At 49.0% G+C, this 25,104-nt stretch carries 22 protein-coding genes; 15 read left to right on the top strand and 7 right to left on the bottom strand.

Annotated features, from left to right (window positions below):
- Nucleotides 1-161 precede the first annotated feature (161 nt).
- On the top strand, nucleotides 162-1,100 hold the full coding sequence (locus LKI20_RS00760; RefSeq protein WP_291768522.1) for an aldo/keto reductase: 939 nt from the start codon (nucleotides 162-164) through the stop codon (nucleotides 1,098-1,100).
- Nucleotides 1,101-1,114: 14 nt separating this feature from the next.
- Nucleotides 1,115-1,363: a hypothetical protein gene (locus LKI20_RS00755; RefSeq protein WP_291768520.1), complete on the top strand. Its 249-nt coding sequence runs from the start codon at nucleotides 1,115-1,117 to the stop codon at nucleotides 1,361-1,363.
- A 53-nt stretch (nucleotides 1,364-1,416) separates the two neighbouring features.
- Here LKI20_RS00755 and LKI20_RS00750 read toward each other — a convergent pair whose 3' ends face one another.
- Entirely contained in the window at nucleotides 1,417-2,244 is an 828-nt protein-coding gene (locus LKI20_RS00750; RefSeq protein WP_291768517.1) for a nitroreductase family protein, read from the bottom strand.
- A gap of 95 nt (nucleotides 2,245-2,339) precedes the next feature.
- The gene (locus tag LKI20_RS00745; protein ID WP_291768514.1) at nucleotides 2,340-2,624 is read right to left on the bottom strand and encodes a DUF4235 domain-containing protein; all 285 of its coding nucleotides are present in this window, start codon (nucleotides 2,622-2,624) and stop codon (nucleotides 2,340-2,342) included.
- 286 nt (nucleotides 2,625-2,910) lie between these two features.
- Between LKI20_RS00745 and LKI20_RS00740 the strand changes: the two genes are divergently transcribed.
- Nucleotides 2,911-3,612 carry a histidine phosphatase family protein gene (locus tag LKI20_RS00740; protein WP_291768511.1) on the top strand — a complete coding sequence of 234 codons (702 nt, stop codon included), beginning with the start codon at nucleotides 2,911-2,913 and terminating at the stop codon, nucleotides 3,610-3,612.
- A gap of 99 nt (nucleotides 3,613-3,711) precedes the next feature.
- Here the strand turns inward: LKI20_RS00740 and LKI20_RS00735 are convergent, their stop codons facing one another.
- The gene (locus LKI20_RS00735; protein WP_291768508.1) at nucleotides 3,712-4,749 is read right to left on the bottom strand and encodes a LacI family DNA-binding transcriptional regulator; all 1,038 of its coding nucleotides are present in this window, start codon (nucleotides 4,747-4,749) and stop codon (nucleotides 3,712-3,714) included.
- A 237-nt stretch (nucleotides 4,750-4,986) separates the two neighbouring features.
- Nucleotides 4,987-6,330: an ABC transporter substrate-binding protein gene (locus LKI20_RS00730; RefSeq protein WP_291768504.1), complete on the bottom strand. Its 1,344-nt coding sequence runs from the start codon at nucleotides 6,328-6,330 to the stop codon at nucleotides 4,987-4,989.
- Between the two features lie 721 nt (nucleotides 6,331-7,051).
- Between LKI20_RS00730 and LKI20_RS00725 the strand changes: the two genes are divergently transcribed.
- Both LKI20_RS00725 and LKI20_RS00720 read left to right on the top strand, forming a co-directional pair.
- Nucleotides 7,052-7,906: a carbohydrate ABC transporter permease gene (locus tag LKI20_RS00725; protein ID WP_291768502.1), complete on the top strand. Its 855-nt coding sequence runs from the start codon at nucleotides 7,052-7,054 to the stop codon at nucleotides 7,904-7,906.
- Nucleotides 7,903-8,739, top strand: coding sequence for a carbohydrate ABC transporter permease (locus LKI20_RS00720; RefSeq protein WP_291768499.1), 837 nt, complete (start codon nucleotides 7,903-7,905; stop codon nucleotides 8,737-8,739). The genes LKI20_RS00725 and LKI20_RS00720 overlap by 4 nt, the downstream gene beginning before the upstream one ends.
- Nucleotides 8,740-9,331: 592 nt before the next feature.
- On the opposite strand, the gene LKI20_RS00715 is transcribed toward LKI20_RS00720, so the two are convergent.
- Complete coding sequence (locus LKI20_RS00715; RefSeq protein ID WP_291768497.1) at nucleotides 9,332-11,092, bottom strand: glycoside hydrolase family 13 protein; 1,761 nt, start codon at nucleotides 11,090-11,092, stop codon at nucleotides 9,332-9,334.
- Between the two features lie 158 nt (nucleotides 11,093-11,250).
- A complete protein-coding gene (locus LKI20_RS00710) occupies nucleotides 11,251-12,609 on the bottom strand; it encodes an ABC transporter substrate-binding protein (RefSeq protein WP_291768494.1) in 1,359 nt (452 codons plus the stop codon).
- A 385-nt stretch (nucleotides 12,610-12,994) separates the two neighbouring features.
- On the opposite strand from LKI20_RS00710, the gene LKI20_RS00705 reads away from it, so the two are divergent.
- The 7 genes from LKI20_RS00705 to LKI20_RS00675 all read left to right on the top strand — a co-directional run bounded on the left by LKI20_RS00705 (nucleotide 12,995) and on the right by LKI20_RS00675 (nucleotide 20,809).
- Nucleotides 12,995-13,591 carry a YesL family protein gene (locus tag LKI20_RS00705; protein WP_291768491.1) on the top strand — a complete coding sequence of 199 codons (597 nt, stop codon included), beginning with the start codon at nucleotides 12,995-12,997 and terminating at the stop codon, nucleotides 13,589-13,591.
- A 280-nt stretch (nucleotides 13,592-13,871) separates the two neighbouring features.
- Nucleotides 13,872-15,743 (top strand): molecular chaperone DnaK, encoded by a 1,872-nt coding sequence (gene dnaK, locus LKI20_RS00700; protein ID WP_291768488.1) that lies wholly within the window; start codon nucleotides 13,872-13,874, stop codon nucleotides 15,741-15,743.
- Nucleotides 15,743-16,405 (top strand): nucleotide exchange factor GrpE, encoded by a 663-nt coding sequence (gene grpE, locus LKI20_RS00695; protein WP_291768485.1) that lies wholly within the window; start codon nucleotides 15,743-15,745, stop codon nucleotides 16,403-16,405. The genes dnaK and grpE overlap by 1 nt, the downstream gene beginning before the upstream one ends.
- A 49-nt stretch (nucleotides 16,406-16,454) precedes the next feature.
- Nucleotides 16,455-17,480 (top strand): DnaJ C-terminal domain-containing protein, encoded by a 1,026-nt coding sequence (locus LKI20_RS00690; RefSeq protein WP_291768482.1) that lies wholly within the window; start codon nucleotides 16,455-16,457, stop codon nucleotides 17,478-17,480.
- A gap of 151 nt (nucleotides 17,481-17,631) precedes the next feature.
- Nucleotides 17,632-18,174, top strand: coding sequence for a heat shock protein transcriptional repressor HspR (locus LKI20_RS00685; protein WP_434734926.1), 543 nt, complete (start codon nucleotides 17,632-17,634; stop codon nucleotides 18,172-18,174).
- Between the two features lie 251 nt (nucleotides 18,175-18,425).
- Nucleotides 18,426-20,039 carry a DEAD/DEAH box helicase gene (locus LKI20_RS00680; protein ID WP_434734925.1) on the top strand — a complete coding sequence of 538 codons (1,614 nt, stop codon included), beginning with the start codon at nucleotides 18,426-18,428 and terminating at the stop codon, nucleotides 20,037-20,039.
- Nucleotides 20,040-20,122: 83 nt separating this feature from the next.
- On the top strand, nucleotides 20,123-20,809 hold the full coding sequence (locus LKI20_RS00675) for an HAD family hydrolase (RefSeq protein ID WP_291768478.1): 687 nt from the start codon (nucleotides 20,123-20,125) through the stop codon (nucleotides 20,807-20,809).
- A 568-nt stretch (nucleotides 20,810-21,377) separates the two neighbouring features.
- Here the strand turns inward: LKI20_RS00675 and LKI20_RS00670 are convergent.
- A complete protein-coding gene (locus LKI20_RS00670; RefSeq protein WP_291768475.1) occupies nucleotides 21,378-21,614 on the bottom strand; it encodes a hypothetical protein in 237 nt (78 codons plus the stop codon).
- Between the two features lie 367 nt (nucleotides 21,615-21,981).
- Between LKI20_RS00670 and LKI20_RS00665 the strand changes: the two genes are divergently transcribed.
- From LKI20_RS00665 to LKI20_RS00655, 3 genes are all read left to right on the top strand, one after another.
- Complete coding sequence (locus LKI20_RS00665; RefSeq protein WP_291768471.1) at nucleotides 21,982-22,422, top strand: pyrimidine dimer DNA glycosylase/endonuclease V; 441 nt, start codon at nucleotides 21,982-21,984, stop codon at nucleotides 22,420-22,422.
- A 12-nt stretch (nucleotides 22,423-22,434) separates the two neighbouring features.
- Nucleotides 22,435-23,445 carry a LacI family DNA-binding transcriptional regulator gene (locus LKI20_RS00660; RefSeq protein WP_291768468.1) on the top strand — a complete coding sequence of 337 codons (1,011 nt, stop codon included), beginning with the start codon at nucleotides 22,435-22,437 and terminating at the stop codon, nucleotides 23,443-23,445.
- 216 nt (nucleotides 23,446-23,661) lie between these two features.
- Nucleotides 23,662-24,972, top strand: a complete 1,311-nt coding sequence (locus LKI20_RS00655; RefSeq protein WP_291768465.1) for an ABC transporter substrate-binding protein — start codon at nucleotides 23,662-23,664, stop codon at nucleotides 24,970-24,972.
- Nucleotides 24,973-25,104: the final 132 nt, after the last annotated feature.

Genomic DNA, 25,104 nt, shown 5'->3' with positions numbered 1-25,104 from the left:
CGGCCAGTGCGATGACATCTCGAGATGAGTTGTAGGTTGTCTCGTGTGGTCGTTGGGTTATACGCTTACGGGCACTTCACTGTTACTGAGACTTAGCGAGAGTTAGAATTCCTATAGGTTGACACAGATACGTTATTCACAGTACACAAGGAGCTGCAAAGATGAGATATGCGCCATTAGGAACTTCAGGTATTAATGCTTCGCGAGTGGCCTTGGGCGTGATGCGTATCGCTGAGAAAAGTGGCGAGGAAGCTTCGCAGATAGTGCAAACTGCATTAGATGCCGGTATTAATTTCTTTGACACTGCAGATGGTTATGCAGGTGGGCAAAGTTCTCAACGCTTTGGCACAGCTATAAAAGATTGTCATGTTGAGCGCGAAAGCATCTACATTCAAACAAAATTCGGAATTTATAGAAATCCGGATAGCGGAGATATCACTCGTTATGATTTTTCAAAAGATCATCTCATTAAGGCGCTTGATGGTGAATTAGAACGTTTGCAGACTGATTATGTTGACTTCGCGCTGCTGCATCGTCCAGATACATTAGTCGAGCTAGATCAATTGGCTGAAGCGTTCAATGAGTTACAGAACAGTGGAAAAGTTCGGCACTTCGGTGTAAGTAATGTCAATCCTATGCAGGTTGAGTTGCTGCAAAGCGCTGTTGACCAAAAACTCGAAGTGAACCAATTGCAATTTGGATTGGGACATACAGGCATGGTTCAACAGGAATTTCATGTCAATATGGTAGACGCCCCGAGTCTGGATCACGACGGTGGACTGATTTCGTATAGCAGGCTGAAGCATATGACTATACAGGCTTGGAGTCCATTCCAATATGGTTTCTTCGAAGGTGTATTTCTAGGTAATCCCAAATTCCCCGAGCTCAACAAGGAATTGGATCGCATAGCACAGCAGCATGAAGTAAGCAGTAGTGCTATAGCTGTCGCATGGATTCTCCGTCATCCTGCACTAATGCAAGTCTTGCTGGGGTCAATGACGCCTTCTCGTCTCTCTGATATGGCGGCAGGCGCCGATATAGAGCTGAGTGCACAGGAATGGTACGGCTTATATATTGCGGCCGGTAACGATCTGCCGTAAAGGGGAAATGAGCCGTGCATTACTTTGTACCGCGTCGGTGCAGCGCATCCTCCAAGATTATGTATCACGATCAAGTATCCGCTAGGCGAGCCGCTGAAGACAGCAGAATTCAACGTGGTGTGGAACTCTGGGTCTATCGTTGTGAGCTTTGCGGATCGTGGCACTTAACTAGCCGTTCTCCGGATTCAACAGCTGCGTTTGAAGGTCAGAATGTAGCTAAGCCACGATCCCGCAAACGTGGATATAAGCCTAGACGCCGTTAATCGCTCCTAAAACTATGGATTGTCGGACCGTCGTGGCGGTGAACTTCGTCTTCCTATCGTTGCGGAGTGAATCCTTGACGTTCAGATGGAGTGCTAATGCACTTATTAAGTGGAGATGGTGACTGCGAGATATGAGCTATCTGATTGCTGAAAGATGGGACTGTTTTGCTGGTATCGCGTAAATCATAATACTGATGCACAATTTCGTTAAAGTCTTCAAAAGCAGGAGTCAGTAGCTCTAGGTTCTCGTCATCTGGATAGTGATTTTCGAAAAATTGGGTACTCTGCGGAAGGCGAGGTTTCAGCGCCGGCTCCTGATCAGGTTCACCTATGGCGAGACCTAAAACAGGGAAAGTGAGCGCTGGTAGATGCAGAAGGTCAATAATACGGTCGATATCGTTGAGCACTGAGCCCAATATCACGCATCCTAAGCCAATGGCATTAGCTGCAGTTTCCATAGCATGTAGAGCGAGTACAGCGTCATTCTGTGATTGGGTAAAAATATAGCTGCTATTGAGCGTGAATGACGACGAGTGAGTATCTATACCCTGCTGTGCAGCTAGGCGCATATTACGATGTTGATCGACCACAAAGATATATAGTAAGGGCGCTTCAGCTATATATGTTTGGTGCCCGATATCAGCAAGTTGATGTTGAACTTCGGTGTTACTGATGCGTATTGCTGACCAAGAATTCAGGTATTGGCTCGTGGCAGCATGCTGAGCAACGGTCTGCAACATGTCGACAGTTTTGTCATCAATCGGCGTGGATTTGAAGTGTCGAATTGAGCGGCGATGCAATAAGCACTGGACTGTCGGATTATCTGTGAACTCGGACTCTGCTGAGCTGGGAGACTGCACATCATGTGTGGATGTTGACATGTCACTATTATGCACTCAACAGTGGCGTGTGAACAGTGGGAATAACATCGATATTCACTATCAGGGTAGGACATACCGATATATAGACGACGTGATTAGTGTTTTGCAGCCTTCTTGTGACGGTGATTCACAAAGGCCTCAGAGCCTCTGTCGGAAAGCTGAGAAACAACAGCAGTGACTGCAGCTGATAACGCTGCAAAAACTAGACTCATGAAGAATCCTTCTTGACGCTCCTCCTCATCAAGCCCATCTTTGCCGCGCTGTTTATTCCATATCATCTTGAAAATCTGACCAGCCAACATACCAGTCAGCGCAGGAAGTGCTAGTTTGATGAGTTTGTCACCGAACGTGTCAGGATCGTTTTGCGCTTGTTCCCTCATGGTGTCCACCTTCGAATTGACAGAATCGAATTTGGCCGTCAACCGATCCGCTGTATCGGTTAGGTCAGTTTGCCGTTCTTGAGTCACATCCACATTATTCCACAACCTCAACGTTTATGGAGCAGGCTTCACAACGAATGAATTTCCCTACAAACGTGACGCTGCTGCGTATGTGATGCTACCAAGCCCCCCCCCTCAGTTATACGGGTATGGAGTTGAGAATTCATAGGTGGGGAGTGTTCAGGACATATTCGGCATCGGGGCTATCTGTGAGTAGAGTAGAGACATGGCTGATTCTCATATTGACGAAAGCAAAGACGCTTCGAAACAAGGACTCATCGTATTACTGAGGCATGGAGAGACCGCATGGAGTGTCTCCGGCCAACACACAGGAAGAACGGATATTCCACTCACCGCCGCTGGAGAGTTGCAAGCTAGCCAGGCAGGCCATCGCTTATCGAGAGCGTTTGGAGGGCATTTCACTCCAGATATGGTGTATTCGAGCCCGCTGCAGCGAGCACGAACTACTGCTGAACTGGCAGGATTCACTGAGGCCACCATTCTCGATGGTTTGGCGGAATGGGATTACGGTCGTGCAGAAGGCCGAACGAGGGAGGAACTCGCTCATGCAAATGGCGACGATTGGACGCTATGGCGTGATGGGCCAGAATCGCTACGTAAAGATTTAGGCGGAGACTGGGAATCAACGCTGCCTTCCGGAGAAATGGTACACGTCCACAATGGTGAGGGGGAGACGCTCGATGAGGCCTTTGAGCGCGTAGGACGAGTACTCCAGACGGTTGAGCCTCTGATAAATCAAGGCAGCACTGTATTGATGGTCGCACACGCTCATATTCTGCGCATCCTTACCGCACACTGGTTAGGCCTGGATCCTCATGTAGCGCGATTATTGCGTCTTGACACAGCTCACTATTCGGTGCTGTCGCGTTACCACGGAGATAACGTTATTGACCACTGGAATTGCTAGTCAGCGTTCTGAGGGATATGCGCACATATTGATCTGCTTACTCTGAGCATTGCTTATTCGAGCATCGCTCACTTGAATAGTACCCAATCAAGGCAACGCTCAGCGTGGTGAGCTAAATAGTCCCGTGGTCGCAGATGCCCTGGCCACATCGGTACTTGATCTCAGCATCAGCTGGGGTTCAAAAATTCGTTGTGGATTGTTGGGGTGCTCTCTATCAATCAGTTCCAAGGTCATGCGTGCAGCGGTTTTTGCCATGTTCAGAGGATCCTGTCTGATAGTGGTCAAGCCGGTGTCTTTAGCATAAATGCTGTCATCAAAGCCAATCACTGAGACATCTCGTGGTACTCGCAAACCACTTCGTGCAAGTTGAAATATCAGAGGAATTGCCAAACCATCTTCCTGACAGATAACTGCTGTTGGCATGTTTTCGAGTGTGAACAATTGTGTGAGAATATCTGAGATGCGATCGCCAGAAGTACTTGCTGTCAGCACCATTGGAGTCAGCGAAGACTCTTTACAACATTCGATGAATGCATCTTTTCGCTGTTGCACACTAAAGAACAAGGAATTCATAGGGTCTGTCTGTACATAGACAATGTCTCGGTGGCCTAAAGAATAAATATGCTTGAAGGCCAACATCGCACCCAATTCATCGTTAATGCGTACTGACGCGTTGTAGACATTATGTGTGGCTGAGTTAATGCCGATAATCGGAACATCCAGCGAGTGAAGACGTTCAACTTCGTCATCAGCGACATCAAAGGAAGCAACAATAACTGCATCAGCATTCCTTCGTGTGGGTAAAGTCTCGAAGAATGATTTGCGCTCAGCACTGCTGTCAATTTGAAAGATTGAAATATCGTAGCCGGCTGGATGGAGCACAGAATTCAGACCTTCGAGAATTGCTGAATTAAACCATGAACCGAGACGATCGCTCAGTAACAGTGCAATTCGTAGCGAGACACCGGATTTTAGCGCAGTTGCCGAACGGGATATTGAAAATCCCATGGTATTAGCGATATCTAAGACGGTCGTCTTCGTTTTTTCAGAAACTAATTCTGGGTGCGTGAATGATCGCGAAACCGTGGAAATAGATACGCCCGCCTGCTTAGCGACTTCGTGAATAGTGGCAGCCATGGCTTCTCCTTGATGCGTGGTTTCTCCAATATTTCTCATATGCGGTTATAAGCATAAGGCTCATTAACTGTTTCGTAGTGCATCGAGTATGTCTATGTGTGATAAGCCTGCGTGATACGCCTATGTAATGCACGTGCATTGAGTTTATATACAACTTAAATCTAGATGGACATCAAAAAGGACGGGAGACGCTCAAAACCTCAGCGTTCCCGCCCTTCTCAGAGACAGTGTTCTGGGTCAGCTTTGATTGGCCTTTGTAGTCTCATATTCAGTGGCCCAGTTGTCCACGAATGATTTCTTCACAGCATTCCAATCGCCGGTGCCTTGTGCATATTCAAGCAAGGAGTTGCCTAGATTTGTCTTCCACTCATCGCTTGGGTCGTACAGGAATGCCCATTGGACGTTCTTCTTGCCTGCTTCTTGGTAAGCATTTGCGGCTTTAACGATGGGGTTGTCGGTGGCATATTCGCCCGTGAAGGTCTTGAACGGTGTGGTGAATCCCATGGTATGTGACCAGGTTTCGCGTCCCTTATCTGAGGTAATCAACCACTTCAAGAAGGCTTTGGTGGCCTTCTGAGATTCTTCAGATGCCTGCTTGTTGACGCACCAGAAGGTCTCAGAGCCAGTGGACATACCGTAGTCTTCTTCACCTGGGATGCCTGTGTAAATTGGGAGCACACCAATCTGATCAGCCTTTAAGCCTCCTGATACTAAGTCAGGCCAAGACCATGATCCATTTTGGAAGAATACGGCTGCGCCTGTGGTGATGTCAGAAAGTGAGTCATCCATCGTCTTGCCACTCAGAGCGCTGGTGGCGACAGTAGAGTCTTTGAGATAAAGATCAGTAATGTTTTTGAACTGCTTAAGGTATGTGCCCTTAATACTGGAAGGCTGCTTGGTGACGTTATCTTTGGCGAACTCGAAAGCCAACGGGATGCTTGCCAAATGAGTGCTCCAGCGCCAGTTGCTCGAAGCGTCGAAGCCCATTGATGCAAAAGCACCTTTAACGCCTAGAGCGCTCGCATTTTGTTGGATTTCGTCAGCTACTGTTTTTAGAGCAGCAAAGTCGGTGATGTCCTTCACGTCTTTAATGCTTGCATTTGGTAGTTCGAAGTATTTCTGTAATAAATCTTTGCGATAGATAATGCCGTAAGTTTCGGTAACCACAGGAACTGCGAGAACCTCGTTGCCATCGTCTGACTTCAATGCCAGATCTTGGTCGTTCAGCTGCTTGTAGATTTCAGTGTCGCTCATATTGGCGGCATAGTCTTTCCAAGTGTCAAGACCCGTTTGACCAAGCACCTGGAACAACGTTGGTGGTTGGTTCTTTGACAGTTCTGATTTCAGTGACTGCTGGTAAGTCCCTGATGCTGCGGTTTGTACTGTGAAAGGAACGCCGGTTTCTTTCGTGTACTCTGCGGCCAAGGCCTTCATGCTGTCAGCTATCTCGGGTTTGTTGTTGAGATAATAAATACCGCCTGTCGAGGCATCCCCCTCATCGGAACTACTCCCGCAAGCAGCGGTGCCCGCCAACATCGCTATCGCTAGAGTTGCCGATAATGCTTTGTGCGCGACTTTCATATGACCGACTCCTTCTTATTCTCACCCGACTCCTCTGTCAGATGTAGTGAGTGTGAAACCGTTCGGTTATCAGGTTAGTAAGCCGCTTTGCTTACTCCCTTGAGTGAAAACGTTAACATAATATCGCTAGAAATGCTAACTGTTCCACGAATATTCTGGTAGCAGCAGATGCGCACTTTGACGAGATCTGCTCAAGTTGTCGTTGATCAGATATGTCTAGAAGCGCTGAAAATCGGCCAGTTTTTGCCGAATTTTATGGCTGGTAATCATGCCTATATCACTGCCTCTTCCTAGGAAAAAGAGTCCTGTTGAGTATGAAAACACACAATTTTTGTGGTACAAAATGTGGTGAATGGTTGAGAAAGCTTACAAATTGATGTGCGATTAGTCGATGAAAACGATCGCAAATGTTTTATATGCCTGTACCTGTTCGGAACACGAAGAGTGTTGCAGCGCGAAAAGCTGATATTTGGGATATGCGGCTTAATTGCAACAAAAATGTATTTCCTAAAAATTCCTTTTTGAAGTGACGAATCGCGTCCGCATCAAATGACAGCGTTTGACTTTCCTCTCGTGCTTTGATAGTTTTTCAGTGTTCGGGTTCCCATCCTTAGATGGTGAACCTTAGATGTCCCATTGACAGCGTAAGGGCGCGTTGATTTCTTCGGGTCAAATGGGTGAGGTGCAAGTCTTATCTCGAGGAGGAGAAAGTGAGCAACCTATGATTACGATGGTCGGAAAAGCTGTACGTAGGTGGTGGGGGCTTTTTGCTCTGCCAACGTTTGCAGCATTTATAATTGGATTTCTCGTTCCATTCATAATGGGCATATACCTGAGCTTTACCAAGTTCACTACGGTGACCGATGCCCAATGGGTCGGACTCCGCAATTACAGAGGTGTCTTCTCAGATAAGGAATTCATTCACGCACTCTGGTACACCGTTGCTTTTACGGTTATTACCACCGTTATCGTTAATATCGTCGCTTTTGCTATCGCATATATGCTGACGAAAACGATGAAAGGATCAAATCTTTTCCGGTCGGTGTTCTTTATGCCGAATCTTATCGGTGGCATTATCTTGGGCTATATCTGGCTCTTACTGCTTAACGGAGTTCTCGCGAAGTGGGGAAGGTCAATAACGTTCTCTGGAACGTATGGGTTCTGGGGAATGGTCATGTTGGTTTGCTGGCAGCAAATCGGCTACATGATGATTATCTATATCGCTGGCATGCAGAGCTTGCCAGGAGATGTTATCGAAGCAGCAGCAGTCGATGGAGCCAGTGGTCGTCAGACCTTGACAAAGGTCATCATTCCGCTGATGATGCCGTCAATAACTGTGTGCTCGTTCCTAACTGTCACCAATGGTTTCAAAATGTTCGATCAAAACTTGGCGTTGACCAATGGTGCTCCGTCAAACAGTTCTGAACTTCTCGCCCTCAATATTTTCAGAACGTTCTATGGGCGAATTGGTTTTGAAGGGGTTGGACAGGCTAAGGCCGTTGTATTCTTCCTCATCGTGGCGGTTATTGTGCTGTTGCAAAATCGTCTGACAACAAGCAAAGAGGTGGCAGCATGAGTGACAAAGTCAAGCATGGAGCATGGTGGACAACCTTCTTTGGAGTTGTCTCTATCGCTTGGATTTTCCCAATTCTATTGGTCCTCATAAATTCCTTTAAGGAAAAGGCGTACATCTCGCAGAATGCATTTTCACTGCCTGTGGGAAAAGCTTTTGTCGGTTTTAGAAATTACACTCGCGGCATTGAACAGACGAATCTCATATCAAGTTTCGGCTGGACAGTTGTAGTTACTGTCGGTTCGGTTTCGCTAATTCTGTTGTGCACGTCAATGTGCGCCTGGTGGATTGTCCGAGTTAATAATTTCTCTGCCAAGACCTTATACATTTTGTTCTTGTTCAATATGATTGTGCCATTCCAGATGGTGATGTTCACACTCTCCAAAATTGCCGATACGCTCGGACTCAATACTCCGTGGGGTTTGTGGATCATTTATCTCGGTTTCGGTGCAGGACTGGCCGTGTTCATCTTCACAGGTGTGGTGAAATCCATTCCAGTTGAACTTGAAGAATCAGCAATGATTGACGGTGCTAGTGTGCCACGTATTTTCTTCCAAATCGTTGTGCCAATCATGCGTCCCTCGCTGATCTCCGTTGCCATTCTTCAAACCATGTGGATCTGGAACGACTTCCTACTGCCATACCTCACTTTGGATATGCGTAAATATAAGACCATGTCAATCGCTATTCAGTATCTCAAGGGTGGATATGGTTCCGTAGATATGGGAGCTATGATGGGCTGCTTGGTCTTGGCCATTGTGCCTATTGTCGTCTTCTACTTGTTGTGCCAGAAATACATTATCAAGGGTGTTATGGCAGGAGCAGTTAAGGGTTAATACTCATTACACCAACAGATGCATTAGGTGCTTGCTTAGAGTGAGAAGGTACTCGCTCTAAGCAAGCACCTTCTCGCAAAGTCTGCTCAAAATATCATTAATGGGACTACATGTGAAGCCGTCCAACGCCAAGAGCGCTGGGCGGCTTCACTATATTGCGCTAATCCGCGCAACTACAAGGGGGTATGCACGATTGTGTAGGGATTACTGTTGCGCTAGCGATGCCATAGAATCAAGAAAGCCTGGAATTGCAACGATTCTGCTAATTGTGCATGCGCTATTTGCCAGACAATCCCTACACAACCGACGCTCTGGTGATTTTCGCGTACTCATATGGGCTCATACTTCCCCAGAGTGTGTAATACACTGCATAACTGGCCGAAAACTCCGTTCTAGATATGGGAGAATGCGCACTCGGTATTTTGTGGTGGGTGTTACACACAGTGGGTGTTTACATACTGGGTGTGGGTGTGGGTGTGGGTGTGGGTGTGGGGCGTGTACACAGTGCGGGAGATGACGCACGCGCATTAGGGCATAGAAATAGGGCGTTCGGATCAATATGCCAATCCGAACGCCCTATTGCAGAGTTCTTCTATTCGATTCCCAACCAGACTGTGACGTCCTGCGGCAATTGCCCCTCGCTGTCGAGTTCATCGGAGCGTAGCAGCAGAGTTCCAACGGGTATGGAAATCGGTGTTGCTCCAAAGTTGGTTATGGATATGACGCGTGTGTATGCGCTGTCGTCTGCAGCTTTGCGTGAATACGCAATCACATCCTCGCCCATGTCGAGCCAGCTTACTGTTGAATCCGTGGCGGGGGTGAGTAGCTCGGCTCTGTGTGACAAGCATGACTTATACAGAGACAACATAGAATCTGAATCATTCTGCTCAACATCAACCGCAAAATCTCGGTACCACAAGGGCTGAGGGAGATGTGGTTCAGCACTTGGCAATCCCTCTTGAGCGTTGTTCGTGGAGAAGCCAAACGAAGCTCCGGAGCCAAAATGATTATCCCATGAAGCTGCTTTGGGCAGATCTGTGGAATCCCAAGGTAATGGCACACGGCAACCATCGCGACCCTTCTCCGTGAAACGGCCACGCGTTCTAAACGGTGTTGGGTCTTCCAATCGATCCCAAGGAATGTCTGGAACCTCAAACAACCCGAGTTCCTCGCCCTGATAGATGTATACGGAACCTGGGAGAGCAGTTTCCATCAGGATTGCGGCTCGTGCACGACGTGTTCCGCGCTCGCGATTTTCTACATAGCTGGTTCCATCGCGCAACACCCAATCTTTTGGTAACTGGTGGTAGCTCTTCGAGGGTGCTTGTGGCAGGCCATATCGACTTGGATGTCGGGGAATGTCATGATTACTCATTACCCAAGTCGCGGTCGATCCGGATGCGCGAGCAGTCTCGAGGCCCTCTGTGATTGCTGTACGGAAATCACTGCTGAACCATTCAGCCTTCGCGAACTCAAAATTGAAAACTTGACCAAGCTCATCGGGAGATGCATATAGGTATTGATGCTCTGGAACTACCCAGGCCTCACCTACGGCAAAACGTGGAGGATTGTACTCGTTAAATACCTGTCGCCATTCGCGATAAATGCTATGTACCTCTGCGCGATCCCACAGCGGATGGGTACCATCATGAGACATAGTATCGTGTACAGCCCAGCGAGATAGATCCTTAAGTGGTGCACCGTCGAGCTTCTTTGCGAGGCCATGCGCTACATCAATTCTGAAACCATCGGTTCCGTGATCAGACCAGAAGCGAAGTGTTTTTTTGAATTCTTCATGGACTTCGGGATTGTCCCAGTTGAGGTCGGGCTGTTCTTTGGCAAAGATGTGCAGATACCACTGCCCATCCTCAACGCGCTCCCAAGCAGGGCCGCCAAATAATGACTGCCAGTCATTGGGCGGAAGTTCACCGTTAGCGCCAGATCCTTCTCTGAAGATGTATCGGTCACGAGCTGCAGAGCCACGTCCAGCTGCCAACGCTTCTACAAACCAAGCATGACGGTTCGCAGTGTGATTAGGAACGATATCGACAATTACTTTGATACCTTGCTGGTGTGCGGTCGAGACCATCTCATCAAAGTCATCCATGGTGCCGAGGCGAGGATCGACATTGCGGTAATCGATGATGTCGTATCCGCCGTCAGCAAGGTCGGAGGGGTAGAAGGGTGAGAGCCAAATGGCGTCAATGCCCAGATCGCGCAGATACGACATTTTCTGCGTGATGCCTGGGATATCCCCTAAACCATCGCCGTTGGCATCTTTGAAGCTGCGTGGATAAATCTGGTACACAACGGCCTGTTTCCACCAGTCGTCGTTGAGGTTGTTATCGGTCATCACTGTCCTTTCGATTGCAGGCTGCTGCGATGAGAATTCGTCGCAGCAGCCTGTTGTATTTTCTTGTTGATATGCCGCTTTTCGCCTATCTGGATGCGAGGATACGCACCCGAATAGTTACGCAGTGTCAAATCAGTGTGGTTAATGGGACTTCGTTGTTAGTTGAATTTTTGCGATTCGGGTAGTAGTCCGAGTTCGGATTTGTTGTTTGCCCATTCGCTCTTCCACTCCTTGGTAAAGGTTGATGTGAAAGCATCCCATTTCCCTGTGCCTTGTGCATATTCGGTCAATGCACTGGTCAGATCTTCCTGCCATTGTGGGCTTGGGAGTGGGAAGCTGCGAACGTCTTGCTTTCCTGCCTTTTCGTAAGCTCTGGCGGCAGTGAGTAGAGGGTTACTGGGCTGATATTCATCTGTGAAGGTCGTGAAGGGAACGGATAAGCCCATCTCCTTGCTTAGTGTCTTTTTCCCTTCTTCGCTGCTGACCATCCATTTGATGAAGTCGAGAGAGGCTTGTTGATCTTTTTCATCTGCCTTAGAATTGATCGCCCAAGAAGCGTCATACACAGAAGCTGGGCCGTAATTTTCCTCACCCTTGATGCCCATGTAATAGGGGAGCATTCCCAGATCATCATCGGCTACGTTGTGATCTTTGATTTGCGTGTAAGCCCAGATACCGTTGGGATAGAAGGCCACATCGCCAAGTGCAAATTCGGCAGTGACATCGTCATAGGATTTTGAGCTGAGCAGTGTGGCCTGGGTTGGACTGTTTTTCATCTCTAGGTCAAACAGGTCTTTGTAATTCTTCAGATACGTGCCTTTGATGGTCTCCTCGAAGGTGCTGTTAGCGTCCTTGAATTCGTAGAACAGAGGTATGCGAGTCATATGTGCGGCGAAGCGATATGAGCCCGAGGAATCTAGACCAGGAGTGGCGAAGGCTGCTTTGATGCCCAGATCATCCTTGTGTTTCTGAATGTCTTCTGCCACCTTCTTCAACGTGGCGTAATTAGTGATGTCTGCGTCGCTCTTGATAAGGGCATAACTTTTCGAAGCGTAATCCTTGATAATTTTCTTGTTATAGATGATGCCGTACCACTCTGCTGCGTAAGGCATTGTGTATGTCCCGTCAGCATCTTGGTGTGCGTTTGCTTTACCTTCTGCGGACATTAATTTGTAGACATCGGTGTCTTGAATAGGTTTGAGATACTGCTTATATTTTGCGAATTCGTCATATCCTGCAACCGTGAACATTGTCGGAGCATTGCTTTTGGAGAGTTCCGAGGTGAGTGTGGATTCGTAGCTCCCCGATGCTGCCGTTTGGATATCAACCTGCACCCCAGTTTTTTTGGTGTAGTCCTCGGCCAACTGTTTGAGTTGATCTACTACTTCTGGTTTGCCATTGAGAAAATACACATGACCTTTGTCGCTGCTTGCAGTGCTGCCGCCGCAAGCGCTCAGGCCTCCTAATCCAATGATGACGGCTATACCTGCAGCGGCGATAGTCTTGAGTCTCCTCATTAATCCCCTCCTGATGTGGATGTTGGACTCGTTGTTATCTGCACGACTTCGTGTCAATAACTTTGTGCACTTCGATGTGCGAGTCACTATGTAGCTGAGAATTGCTCTCAGAATGAAAACGATAGCATTTATATTTGGCGACATGCGGTGGAGTGGTGATTTGCGCGGATGTATCGCCTTTTTGCTTCATTCAGTGACATGAATAATAACGCCATTTATCGCGGGTTTAAGCTTGACAATGTATGATGAGCAGGAGTTGATGTATACGTTCTCATAGTTGCCTGCTTATATGGAGCAATAATGCTTTTCTGTATATATTGGCGGGTGATCGTTGCATGGTAGTTGTTGATGTAACTTGACATTGAAGTCACAGCAGGGGGTTCTTATGGGCATGTTTTTACCTGATTCACCTTTTATGCGCGGGTTGTCCGCTATGGTCGATGCTATTTGGATTAACGTGCTGCTTATAGTGACCAGCTTGCCAATTGTCACAGTCGGTGCAGCGATGACTGCTGCTCATGATGCCGGACGTAAGTCACTTGAGGCTCGTGGGCATGTGACTGCTAATTTTTTCAGTTCCTTTAAGAAGAATTTTGTTCAGTCGACCTTGTTGTGGGTGCCCTTTGCTTTGAGCGGGGTGGTATTGGTATATGCCTGGATTTTTCTTCAGTTCACGCCATTGCTTATCGTTAAGATTTCTTTTTCTGTTATTTGGTACATCGCCTGGCTTTGGGTTTGGGCTTTACAGGCTCGTTTTGAAAACTCGGTGGGCACTACGCTCAAAAACTCTGTAATAATCGGCATATCGCGTGCTAAGCAGACGGTGATTATGGTGATTATCGATGCGCTGCTGGCATCCTTAGTTGTTGCTTCTTGGTTTTTGATGCCTGAAGGGTTGTTCTTACTGGTGTTATTCGGTTACGGCACACTCATCATGCTTCATACCCCTTTGCTTGAACGCGGTTTTGCAGCTTGGCTCTAAATCGCTGGTTTCCATATTGGTTTCAGCTGCAGCGGTAGTGCTCCTCGCGCGCCAGCTCTGAGGACTTGCTGTGTCCTGTGTTTCAGATGAATTCCTCCATAGTTTGTAGGTTTTAAGAAAACTGGGAATATTCGTTTGCCTTCAGAAGTTGAGTGATGTAGGCTCAAGTTTCGAGAGCAGAGGTTAATACAGATATTGACCCTGCCCAGGAACGTGAGCGGGAAACCGTGAAGGTGCGAGATGAAATGATCTCGTACGAGTACAACCAGGAGGAAATGATATGGCACGAGCAGTCGGCATTGATCTAGGAACCACGAATTCGTGCATCGCCACGCTTGAAGGCGGCGAGCCCACGGTCATCGTGAATGCAGAGGGCATGAGGACTACACCATCAGTGGTCGCGTTTAGCAAGTCGGGAGAAATTCTCGTAGGAGAGGTCGCCAAGCGCCAGGCCGTCACCAATGTTGATCGCACCATAAGCTCGGTCAAGCGTCACATGGGCACTGATTGGACCGTCGACATTGACGGTAAAGGCTGGACTCCACAGGAGATTTCGGCACAGATTTTGATGAAGCTCAAGAGGGATGCAGAGGCATACCTGGGCGGTCCAGTGACCGACGCGGTTATCACCTGCCCGGCATACTTCAATGATGCTCAGCGTCAGGCAACCAAGGATGCAGGAAAGATTGCAGGACTCAACGTGCTGCGAATCATCAACGAGCCAACAGCTGCTGCTTTGGCATACGGGCTCGAAAAGGGCAAGGAAGATGAGCGCATCTTGGTCTTCGATCTCGGTGGTGGAACATTCGATGTTTCATTACTAGAAATCGGCAAGGATGACGACGGCTTCTCTACTATTCAGGTACAAGCTACCAACGGTGATAATAAGCTCGGTGGCGACGACTGGGATCAGAAGATTATCGATTGGCTAGTTGGCGAAGTTAAGAATAAGTATGGCGTGGATCTTGCCAAAGACAAGATTGCTCTACAGCGTCTGAAGGAAGCTGCTGAGCAGGCAAAGAAAGAGCTGAGCTCATCCAGCTCAACCAATATCTCAATGCAATACCTGGCCATGACACCTGATGGAACCCCAGTGCACCTTGATGAAACTTTGACGCGTGCACACTTCGAAGAGATGTCTTCAGATTTGCTTGGACGTTGCCGCACACCATTCAACAATGTGCTTTCAGATGCAGGTATTTCAGTCAACGATATTGACCATGTGGTGTTGGTCGGTGGCTCAACTCGTATGCCAGCCGTGCAAGAGCTCGTCAAGGAACTTACCGGCGGCAAGGAAGCCAACAAGTCTGTGAACCCAGATGAGGTCGTGGCTGTAGGCGCTGCTGTGCAGTCGGGCGTTATCAAGGGTGACCGCAAGGATGTGCTGCTGATTGATGTGACCCCGTTGAGCCTCGGAATCGAGACCAAGGGCGGCATCATGACCAAGCTCATCGACCGTAACACCGCCATCCCGACCAAGCGCTCCGAAGTGTTCTCCACGGCGGAGGACAACCAGCCCAGCGTGCTGATTCAGGTGTACCAAGGCGAGCGTGAATTCGCCCGTGACAACAAGCCGCTCGGCACCTTCGAGCTGACCGGCATCGCACCTGCGCCAAGCGGCATGCCTCAGATCGAGGTCACCTTCGACATCGACGCCAACGGCATCGTGCATGTATCTGCTAAAGACAAGGGAACTGGCAAAGAGCAGTCTATGACCATCACTGGTGGTTCTGGTCTACCCAAGGACGAAATTGACCGCATGGTCAAGGAGGCCGAGGCGCACGAGTCCGAGGACAAGCAGCGCCGTGAGGATGTGGACACCCGCAACCAGGCCGAATCCTTCGCCTATCAGACCGAAAAGCTGGTCAACGACAACAAGGACAAGCTTTCTGACGAGGTCTCCAAGGAAGTCACCGAGAAGGTTGACGCACTTAAGGAAGCTCTCAAGGGCGACGATCTCGAGAAGATCAAGTCTGCACAGACCGAGCTCACCACTTCTGCTCAGAAGATTGGCGAAGCACTCTACTCTCAGCAGCAGGCTCAAGGCGCTGAAGGCGCTCAGGGAGCAGCCGGTGCAGCTCCTGCCTCTGAGGACGACGTAGTAGATGCCGAGGTCGTGGATGATGACGACAAGAAAAAGGGCGACAAGTGATGTCCGAGTTCGATAAGGACGATTACCTGAGGGATATGCCTGACGCTGATTCACTAGCTGCTAACAACAGCGGTGAATCAGCATCCCCAGAGGATGGTGCCAAATCCAATCCGACCGACTCCAAAAACTCAAACGCTGCTGACGCAAGTAAGCAGAATGAACAATCTGCAACAGAGCAGGGCGAAACGGATCAGAGTCAGGATGGGTTGACTGATCTCGGTAAGGCGAAGCAGGAAGCCGCCGGATATCTCGATGCATTGCAACGCGAGAGAGCCGAATTTATCAACTTCCGTAATCGCACTGTCAAAGAGCAGGATCGATTCCGCCAACACGGCATTATCGATGTGCTGAGCGCATTGTTGCCAGCTCTCGATGACATTGACAGAATCCGTCAGCACGGTGAAATGGATGAGTCCTTCCAAGCGGTTAGCGCGAAGATCGATAAGACCTTTGAGAAATTTGGTGTAGAGAAATTCGGCAAAGCTGGAGAAGATTTCGATCCAACTCAGCATGAGGCTATTCTCCACAAGCCAGATGCCACCGCTAAGAAAGAAACTGTCGATACGGTTGTCGAATCCGGATACCGAATTGGAGACAGGGTTGTCCGTGCGGCTCGAGTAGTGGTTGCATCCCCACAGGGTGCTCCATCGCAGGCTGACTGAAAGGTCCAAGAAACGAACAATACGACCATCATCAAGCGGGGAGGCATAAATGGCTGAGAATGAATGGCTGAACAAGGACTTTTATAAGGTTCTGGGTGTCTCTAAGGATGCCAGCGAAACGGAGATAACCAAGGCATACCGCAAGCTGGCACGCCAATATCACCCTGATCTTAATAAGGGTGCCGCAGCCGAAGAGAAGTTCAAAAATATCTCTGAGGCATACGATGTGCTTCGTAATAAAGAGCAGCGTCAAAAGTATGATGCAATTCGGCAGTTTGGCATGGGCGGAGCCCGTTTTGCAGGAGGCTCAAGCCAACAAGGTTTTGACGCTAATAGCTTCCAGGACATCTTCGGTTCCATGTTTGGCGGAGCTGGGGGAGCACAAGGGGATCCACGAGTACGCTTCTCAACATCCGGAGGAGGGCAGCCTGATTTCTCAGATATCTTCTCCTCCTTCGGAGGTGCTGGTGGCGGTTCCTCAAGACGTGGATATCAACGTGCGCAACAGCAGCCGCAGGCAGTAGCAGGTGCCGACCGAAACTCTTCAATCACGCTGAGCTTTCGTCAGGCTGTGAAGGGTGCGACGGTCTCATTGAGCGTCGGCGGTACCAAGTTCAAGACTCACCTGCCAGCTGGTGTAAATGATGGGCAGAAGATCCGGTTGGCAGGCAAAGGTCATCCAGGTCAGCACGGTGGTGCCAATGGTGATTTGTATCTCACCGTGCACGTCAAGGAGAGCGAGCATTTCACGCTGCATGGTCTTGACGTGCTGATGGATCTGCCAGTGACAGTCGCCGAAGCGGCTTTGGGTGCGAAAGTCGAAGCCTTGGATGTAGACGGGGAAACTATTACTGTCAAAGTTCCTTCTGGATCCACAACAGGTACAGAAATACGTATCTCTGGAAAAGGTGTGCACAACACCAAAGGTAAGGGCGATTTAGTAGCAACCCTACGAGTTGCTCTTCCACATAAGCTCAGCATTAAGCAAAAGAAAATGCTCCGAGAATTCGATAACGACAGTGAATCATTCGCTGCTGAAATTAGTGAGCAACGCTTAACGCCTGAAGCAAAATGACGATTACTCCCCCTTCTCAATGTGCCTCGTGGCATCTGCGAGGGGGAGATTGTCACACTAATAGCTAACTAAACAGATACGAATCCGAGATAGAGCTTCATATGAAAGAGAGGTGAGGGGTGTGGCAACGATAGCGAGAGAAATCAGACAGATGTATCTCATCTGCGCGCGCTCCTTGGTTGAAGGTCACGTTGACTTGGATGGAGCCGACGACGTTGGTATAGATATTGATCTTCCTGTACTCACCGTTGGTCAAGTTGCTGACTTGGCAGATATTCACCCTCAGACCTTGCGACAATATGATCGTTTGCGGCTCATAGTGCCTAAACGCACTGAAGGTGGCGCTCGCAGATATTCAATCCGAGATTTAGACAGACTTTGCCAAGCTCAATATATGAGTCAGGAAGAATCCATCAATCTTGCTGGCATCACCAGAATTCTCGAACTGGCTGAAGAAAATAGGCAACTTCGGCGGCAATTAAGACGTTTGCGTAAGCCTGAAGGTTCGAGCATTTTCGCTGCCGGTGTGGATGGGCAGGTCATTGAAATCCAGCGCTCGGAGAGAGCCCGTCTATGGCGCCGCGAGCTACATCGGCATATGGAAGAGGCGGAGCATAGTGTGCAGGACTCTGACGAGTCTAACGAAGACATCTTCCCAGCATCGAAATCATTGATTATCTGGGGTTTGCGCTGACACGCTTAGCCTGACTACTCAATACTGCTTTTAGACATCATCATTCGGTGTTATGGCCTCGCTATGCTATAGTGAATCTTTGCTCGGGATTCAGTCGAATCCCACCATGTCGCTTGAACGCTTCGGTTATCGGGAATTTTCCACGAAATCATTGGCCTTGCTCGCGGCCGCGCGGCCTGATAACAACGCCGCTGGAATCATTCCTTAATGAAAGGTAACCGGTGTCAAACACCAAAGCTGCATCACATACTATTAATTCAACTTCTACTACTGATTCAAACACTTCCTCAGATACTTCTTTTGCTGAGCTCGGTGTTCCTCACGTTCTCGTTGCAGCACTTGCTGCAGACGGCAAAAGCACTGCTTTCCCAATTCAGGTTGACACCATTCCTGATGCTCTTGCAGGTCGCGACATACTCGGGCGCGGTAAGACCGGTTCAGGTAAGACTCTGGCCTTTACTATCCCTCTCATTACACGTTTGAGCACGCAGAGTCCTGCTGCTGTAGACCGCGAAATTCAAGAGTATGAGCAGGATCTCATCAAGCGTGGTGGGAGCGACGATTTCCACCGTGGCAAGGGTCATAACAGCCGCGGACGCAGCAATCGTAGCGCCGGTCGCAGTCGGGGTCCATTGCCTAGCCCTCGCGCTTTGGTTTTGGCTCCAACTCGTGAGCTTGCCAATCAGATTAATGAAGTTATTGAACCACTTGCTGCAACATGCAGACTGAGCACCACCACCATTTATGGAGGCGTTCGTCAGAACCGCCAAGTAGATGCTCTCCGTGCTGGCGCAGATATCGTTGTTGCTTGCCCTGGACGTCTCGAAGATTTGTTGAGGCAGCACCTCCTTACCTTGGAACACGTTGAGATCACAGTTCTCGATGAGGCTGATGAGATGGCAGATATGGGCTTCTTGCCAGCCGTAGAACGCTTGCTTGAGCAGGTATCTGCTGATGGACAGCGCATGTTGTTCTCAGCCACGCTTGATCACGGTGTAGATGCACTGGTAAATCGCTTCCTCAATGATCCTAAGGTTCATACTGTGGATTCTGCTACTGCGCAGGTGACACAGATGACTCACCACATTTTTGAAACCACATTGGGACAGAAGCATCAGCTGGTAAGGGCTCTTGCCTCAGGTTCAGGTAAGCGCATTCTCTTCACCAGAACTAAGCATCAGGCAAAGAAACTTGCTCAGAATCTGACCGATAATGGCATTCCTGCAGCAGAGCTTCATGGAAATCTTTCGCAGAATCAGCGAGATAGAAACCTCAGTGCTTTCAGTGAGGGCGACGTTCGAGTGCTAGTTGCCACCGACGTAGCTGCTCGTGGTGTAGATGTCAGCGGCGTGGAATTGGTTGTACAGGTTGACCCACCGGCAGACGCAAAATCATTCCTACACCGTTCTGGACGTACTGCTCGTGCGGGTCATGAGGGTGATGTGGTGACCTTAGTGCTCCCAGATCAGCGTCGCGATGTGCGCCGCTTGCTGCGCGCTGCAGGTATTGAAGCCAAAGCTCTCTCGGTGACGAGTGACTCCCCAGCTGTCGAAAAGTTGGTTGGACAACATGCACCGCTGGTTTCGGGTTGGACGTTGCCTGAATCTCGTCCACCGCGTCAAGGGCGTGGAGGACGCGGCTCGCAGGGTTCTAGATCACGCGGTTCTAGGTCACAAGGCTCTCGTTCACGCGACGGTCGTTTTGACGGACCACGTTCCGAGCGGACTCATGCACCTAAGTCAGCTGATTCCAGACGACGCAATAACAAGCAGACGAGCGCAAGTTCATCTGAGACGAATCATTCTTTCCGACATTCGCATAAGCGTAGTGGTGGCAAAGCTCCATTCCGCAATTCCGGCCGCTGAGCCAGCTTAATCTCCCTATCGCTCTATGAGAGGCATGATAGCCTTTCACAGAGCGATAATGTTGAGGTTGACAGGGAGGTCATATGACATTGCGAGCCGTATTTTGGGATATGGACGGTACTCTGATTGATTCAGAGCCTTACTGGCACGAAAGTGAACTCGCAATTGCCAGACGTTATGGTGGCACCTGGAATGAAGATTTAGGTTGGCAGATGTCTGGCACTGCCTTAATACTTTGCGCACGCAAAATGCGCGAAATGGGAACGGATCTCCCTGAATCGCAAATTGCTGATTTGATGGTCCAATATGTTGCTGAGCGTGAACGTGAAACCATGCCTTGGACTCCAGGAGCCCTAGATGTGTTGCGTTCACTGGCAAAGGCAGGAATTCCTTCTGTTCTTGTAACATCCTCCCCAAGAACATTGGCGGAGGTAGTTATTCAGCAAGCGCCGAATAATGCTTTCACAGCTTTCGTTTGTGGGGATGACGGTTTAGCATCCAAGCCGGATCCAGCTCCATATATTTATGCTGCTAAGACGATACACATTGATCCGCAACATATTGCGGAGTGTGTGGCTCTTGAAGACTCACCATCGGGACTTCAATCAGCTATTGCTGCAGGAGCGACCACGGTGGCTGTTACTGGATTCACCAGAACTGACGTTAGTGATCAGCATCAATATGCCACTATCGATAGCTACGCGGGCATAGATGCTCGCGCTCTTGAGGCTTTCGTAGAGTCGCGGAAACAGCAGATGCACCGTCGTTGAACCGACGGTGAAAGCATCCTCACACATACACCTAGTATCTTTAGCCGCGGAACTTTAACGTAAGTTTCCCGCCGTTGTCGAGAACCCAATAGTGGAAATCGCATACGGGGATGGGAACGAATGTGTGCGAGTCAGCAGGGCACCCGCGCACAGTATCCCACTCATGAGAAGCATGGTTTTGGCACTCTGGTACGCCGCAGACTGAACCAAGCACGCCGTACCCCTTTCTCGCAATGAAACACCAAACCAGAACTCAGCATATCCAACACATATTGCAAATGAAAACCTATACACAAATGTCAGCGGGAATGTTACAAACGAGAGTTTTGACCAAGAGCGTGCGAGTGGACGGTTGTGGTTTCGAGGGGGTATCTGCGTTGATTCTGCGATAATGAAAGCGCAGCACGGCATTGTCATAATGGCAATTCGGAACTCAATTGTTTGTTAATAAGACAAGTGGGTGACCCCGTAGGGTCACCCACTTGTAGATGCATATAAGCATCAGATAAAACAACGATTAATCACCACACAACAATTTCGCTGAATTATCTTAAATGCGGTAACGAAATCAGCGAAGTTTATCTTTGGCTGCGTTCTTGGCTTCGGTGGCTGCCTTTTCTGCTTCGGCACCCGCAACCTTGCCGCTTGCCTTGGCTTCGTCCAACTTGTCAGAAGCTTTATCTGACGCCTTGTCGGTTGCTTCGGAGAATTTCTCAGAAACTGCATCCTTTACATCAGATGCTGCCTCGGCAACCTTGTCGCCAGCATCCTTCGCTGCCTTCTTTGCATCGTCAAATAATCCCATAACGAACCCCCTTCGGTAGTAGGAACAGTGAACACCACTATAATCTCTCCAACGCAGAAAAATAGCGAATACTCAGAAGGGTGAATTAAGTCACACTTACTTTTTGAAGTGTTATAAGTCTTAAACTTATACATTTCGAGCGGTGAGTATTCGCGTATTTGTACGATTCTCAGTTGCGTTCAACCAAGACCTTTGGGCATAATCCTGGGTGACAGGGTGACAGGGTGACAGGGTGACAGGGTGACAGGGTGACAGGGTGACAGGGTGACTGAATATCTGCGTATTCATGGATCGAAGGCAGTCAACCCTTCTGCTTGTTGTATTCTGTTGACCTTGGCAAGTCTTGAGCTATGAAAAGGACGAAACAATGAGAATGTGGAGTCTTACCCCATCGGTACTCGACGTTAAAGGCATCGTAGCTTGCTGGCGCGAATCATTATTGGCACAGGCGGTTTTAGCTGGTAACACCAAAGGATATACACATCATCCGCAGCTCAATCGTTTCCGTGAATGCGAAGATCCTCTGCTGGCGATAGCGGGATATTTGGCGCCTTTGGTAGATGAGGCGGACCGCAGGGGATACCATTTTGATCGATCCAAGATTTTGAGAAAACCCGACAAGAAGCTTCGTCTTGACGTTGGGAATGAACAGCTTGCATATGAGTGGCGTTTGCTGCTCACAAAATTGAAACAGCGCGATCCAAATGCCTATACTCGCATGCTGCATATGACGCCTGAAGCCCATCCAATGTTTAGAGTTGTCTCAGGTCCTCTCGCAACATGGGAAAAGGTGATTGATGGTGTGTAATCATTAGTTCTTATGAACGCAGATAAAGTGGTGACAATACGTGATGTGGCTAATCGCGCTGGCGTTGCGGTTTCTACAGCCTCGCGTGCTTTGGGCAATGGATCTGCCTCTGCAGCCACTAGACAGCGAGTTCGTCAAGCTGCTGAGGAGCTCCACTTTTCGCCGAATTCTGCCGCCAGACGGCTTTCATCGGGGCGCAGTGGTGTTGTTGCACTTGCTGTTCCCGAGCCCGCCCCTTTCATTTTTGGCGATCCGTTTATATCAGGGATGATTAGTCGCCTTTCTCTGGCTTTTGCGCAGCGTGGACTGTTGCCTTTTTTGGCTTTGACGAATCCTGATGATGCAGAAGGTTTTAAGAGTCTGTTGGACAGAGTCGGAGCGGATGGTTTAGTAGTGCTCAGCTATCATCAGAGCAATCGAGTGGCCGAGGTGATTCACCATTATCGCAAGCCTCAGGTATTCATTGGGCGGCCCCCACACGGAAGTTCAGTGCCATACGTTGATGTCAATAATCGAGCCGGAGGGTACCTAGCGGGACAGCGATTGATTGAGATTGGTAGGAGTCGCATTGCTGTGATTGCCGGACCTGAAGATATGACCGCACCAAGTGACAGAACTGAGGGTATTACCCAAGCGTTGCAAGAAGCTGGATTGAGCCCTGTGGTGGTGTTACAAGGGCCATTTTCAACGGATTCCGGATATGCAGCTATGCATCGTATTCTCGAAGATTTTCCTGACGTCGATGCAGTTTTTGCTGAATCTGACGAGATTGCAGCAGGTGCTATGCAAGCCATTGCAATGTGCAGCAGACACATTCGGATTCCACAAGATTTGGCAATCATTGGCTTTGATGATTTTCGGCTCGCGAAGGCTCTCTCTCCGAAGTTAACTTCAATTGCGCAGCCGCTTGACGATATGGCTAATGGTGCAGCTCAGATGCTGCAGGACTGTCTGAAAGACGGTGTGTGCCGTGATCGCAGCAAGATTTTTGACGTCCAATTGAAACCGCGTGACACCGCGTGAAGTTCTGTTGCGTCGCCACGGGTTGTGCCAGGTGAAATTACTCAGAGAATTCGTGGCAGACGCATAGTTTGCGGTAAGCAAACTTTACAAACAATGCATCTAGCGATAATCTTATAAGACCGTATTGGAAACGGTTCCATTGTGAATTGTTCAAGGCAAAGAGGGCTTGAACAGCACATGTCGCACATCGTTGTGCGATATCAGGAAGGGGAAAAGATGAGTGTTTCTAAGAAAGTATTGGCTTCCTTAGCTGCGGGGGCTGCGGTTGTCAGTTTCGCGGGCTGTGGGGGATCTGGCGATACTGCAAGCAGCACTAATAGTGACGGAAAAGTAGTAATCAAAGTACAAACCTTCAATAACTTCGGCTACGGCAAGAGCACCGCGGAACGACCAGGTGCAGATTTGTGGGCGGCTTATGAGAAGGAACATCCTAATGTGAAAATCGAGGAAACCGTGGCATCAGGATCAGATGATGCTCGTTCTGCATTCAATACAGCTATTTCCTCCGGCTCGGATGCCTATGACGTGTATGCTGCCGATATTGCATGGATGCCCTCCATATTGGCCATGCCAGATAAATTCTTAGATTTGTCTAGTTATGTCAAAGGGAACGACTGGCTTGATTGGAAGACTGAGGGTGGCACAACAGATAGCGGGAAACTGATTGGTGCCGGTAATGACATTGGTCCGACTGCATTGTGCTATCGTTCCGATCTATTTGCCAAAGCAGGTCTTCCAACTGACCGCGACGAAGTAGCAAAGATGCTTGGTGGCGATAACGCTACCTGGGATAGCTACTTCAAGGCCGGTGAGGAGTATACGAAGAAGACTGGTCTACCTTGGTACGACGCCATGGGTGGCATCTGGGGCACCATGAAGACGCAAATCAAGGAAGCGTACGTGAAGAAGGACGGCACAGTCGTCGCTACAGACAGCACTGTGAAGAATCTTTATAATCAGCTCACTGCAACGACAGATATGTCTGCACATCTGACTCAGTGGTCGGATGATTGGAATGCTAATTTCAAATCAGATTCCGGATTCGCCACAATTATGTGCCCTGCTTGGCTGGTGAACAATATCAAAGGCAACTCGGGAGAAGATTTCAAGGGCTGGGATGTAGCGGATGTTACGCCTGGCGGAGGTAGCAACCAAGGCGGTTCATGGTTGGTAGTTCCCGAAACTTCTCAGGTGAAGACCGAGGCAGCAAAGCTGGTGGCGTGGCTAACAGCTCCAGAACAGCAGGTTGCCACCTTCAAAGCAGCCGCTCAGTTCCCAAGCTCACCGACTGCTTTGAAGAATTCCGAGGTTACCGACAAGGTTGATAGCTTCCTCAATAACGCTCCAACCGGCAAGATTTATGCCAATCGTGCGGATGCCGTCAAGGTGATTCCATACACCGGCAGCCAATATTATGACATCGATTCCAAGTTGGGAGATGCTCTTGGACGTGTGGATGTCACTAAGGAGCAAACAGCTGCACAGTCGTGGCAACAATTCGTGAGTGATGTGAAAGCTCTCTCATAATATTCCGACAACACAGGCTATAAATCTGCGTCCCTTCACACGATATATTGGCGGGCTATATGCGGGCACGATATAGACGACGAAGTGGCGCAGGTTTAACCTGAACTATCCGATATGGCGTTTCTCAAAGGA

The organism is Bifidobacterium sp., assembly GCF_022647885.1.
GTDB lineage: Bacteria > Actinomycetota > Actinomycetes > Actinomycetales > Bifidobacteriaceae > Bombiscardovia.
Note: the sequence above shows the minus strand (reverse complement) of the source record. Positions and strands in the feature narration are given on the sequence as shown.

Bases quoted from the DNA above. Each gene is read 5' to 3' on its own strand.
- LKI20_RS00670 (WP_291768475.1), bottom strand. From the start codon at position 21,614: ATGGGATTATTTGACGATGCAAAGAAGGCAGCGAAGGATGCTGGCGAC.
- LKI20_RS00745 (WP_291768514.1), bottom strand. From the start codon at position 2,624: ATGAGGGAACAAGCGCAAAACGATCCTGACACGTTCGGTGACAAACTC.
- grpE (WP_291768485.1), top strand. From the start codon at position 15,743: ATGTCCGAGTTCGATAAGGACGATTACCTGAGGGATATGCCTGACGCT.
- LKI20_RS00675 (WP_291768478.1), top strand. From the start codon at position 20,123: ATGACATTGCGAGCCGTATTTTGGGATATGGACGGTACTCTGATTGAT.
- LKI20_RS00655 (WP_291768465.1), top strand. From the start codon at position 23,662: ATGAGTGTTTCTAAGAAAGTATTGGCTTCCTTAGCTGCGGGGGCTGCG.
- dnaK (WP_291768488.1), top strand. From the start codon at position 13,872: ATGGCACGAGCAGTCGGCATTGATCTAGGAACCACGAATTCGTGCATC.
- LKI20_RS00690 (WP_291768482.1), top strand. From the start codon at position 16,455: ATGGCTGAGAATGAATGGCTGAACAAGGACTTTTATAAGGTTCTGGGT.
- LKI20_RS00730 (WP_291768504.1), bottom strand. From the start codon at position 6,330: ATGAAAGTCGCGCACAAAGCATTATCGGCAACTCTAGCGATAGCGATG.
- LKI20_RS00685 (WP_434734926.1), top strand. From the start codon at position 17,632: ATGTATCTCATCTGCGCGCGCTCCTTGGTTGAAGGTCACGTTGACTTG.
- LKI20_RS00725 (WP_291768502.1), top strand. From the start codon at position 7,052: ATGATTACGATGGTCGGAAAAGCTGTACGTAGGTGGTGGGGGCTTTTT.
- LKI20_RS00740 (WP_291768511.1), top strand. From the start codon at position 2,911: ATGGCTGATTCTCATATTGACGAAAGCAAAGACGCTTCGAAACAAGGA.
- LKI20_RS00660 (WP_291768468.1), top strand. From the start codon at position 22,435: ATGAACGCAGATAAAGTGGTGACAATACGTGATGTGGCTAATCGCGCT.
- LKI20_RS00665 (WP_291768471.1), top strand. From the start codon at position 21,982: ATGAGAATGTGGAGTCTTACCCCATCGGTACTCGACGTTAAAGGCATC.
- LKI20_RS00735 (WP_291768508.1), bottom strand. From the start codon at position 4,749: ATGGCTGCCACTATTCACGAAGTCGCTAAGCAGGCGGGCGTATCTATT.
- LKI20_RS00715 (WP_291768497.1), bottom strand. From the start codon at position 11,092: ATGACCGATAACAACCTCAACGACGACTGGTGGAAACAGGCCGTTGTG.
- LKI20_RS00720 (WP_291768499.1), top strand. From the start codon at position 7,903: ATGAGTGACAAAGTCAAGCATGGAGCATGGTGGACAACCTTCTTTGGA.
- LKI20_RS00750 (WP_291768517.1), bottom strand. From the start codon at position 2,244: ATGTCAACATCCACACATGATGTGCAGTCTCCCAGCTCAGCAGAGTCC.
- LKI20_RS00760 (WP_291768522.1), top strand. From the start codon at position 162: ATGAGATATGCGCCATTAGGAACTTCAGGTATTAATGCTTCGCGAGTG.
- LKI20_RS00710 (WP_291768494.1), bottom strand. From the start codon at position 12,609: ATGAGGAGACTCAAGACTATCGCCGCTGCAGGTATAGCCGTCATCATT.
- LKI20_RS00705 (WP_291768491.1), top strand. From the start codon at position 12,995: ATGGGCATGTTTTTACCTGATTCACCTTTTATGCGCGGGTTGTCCGCT.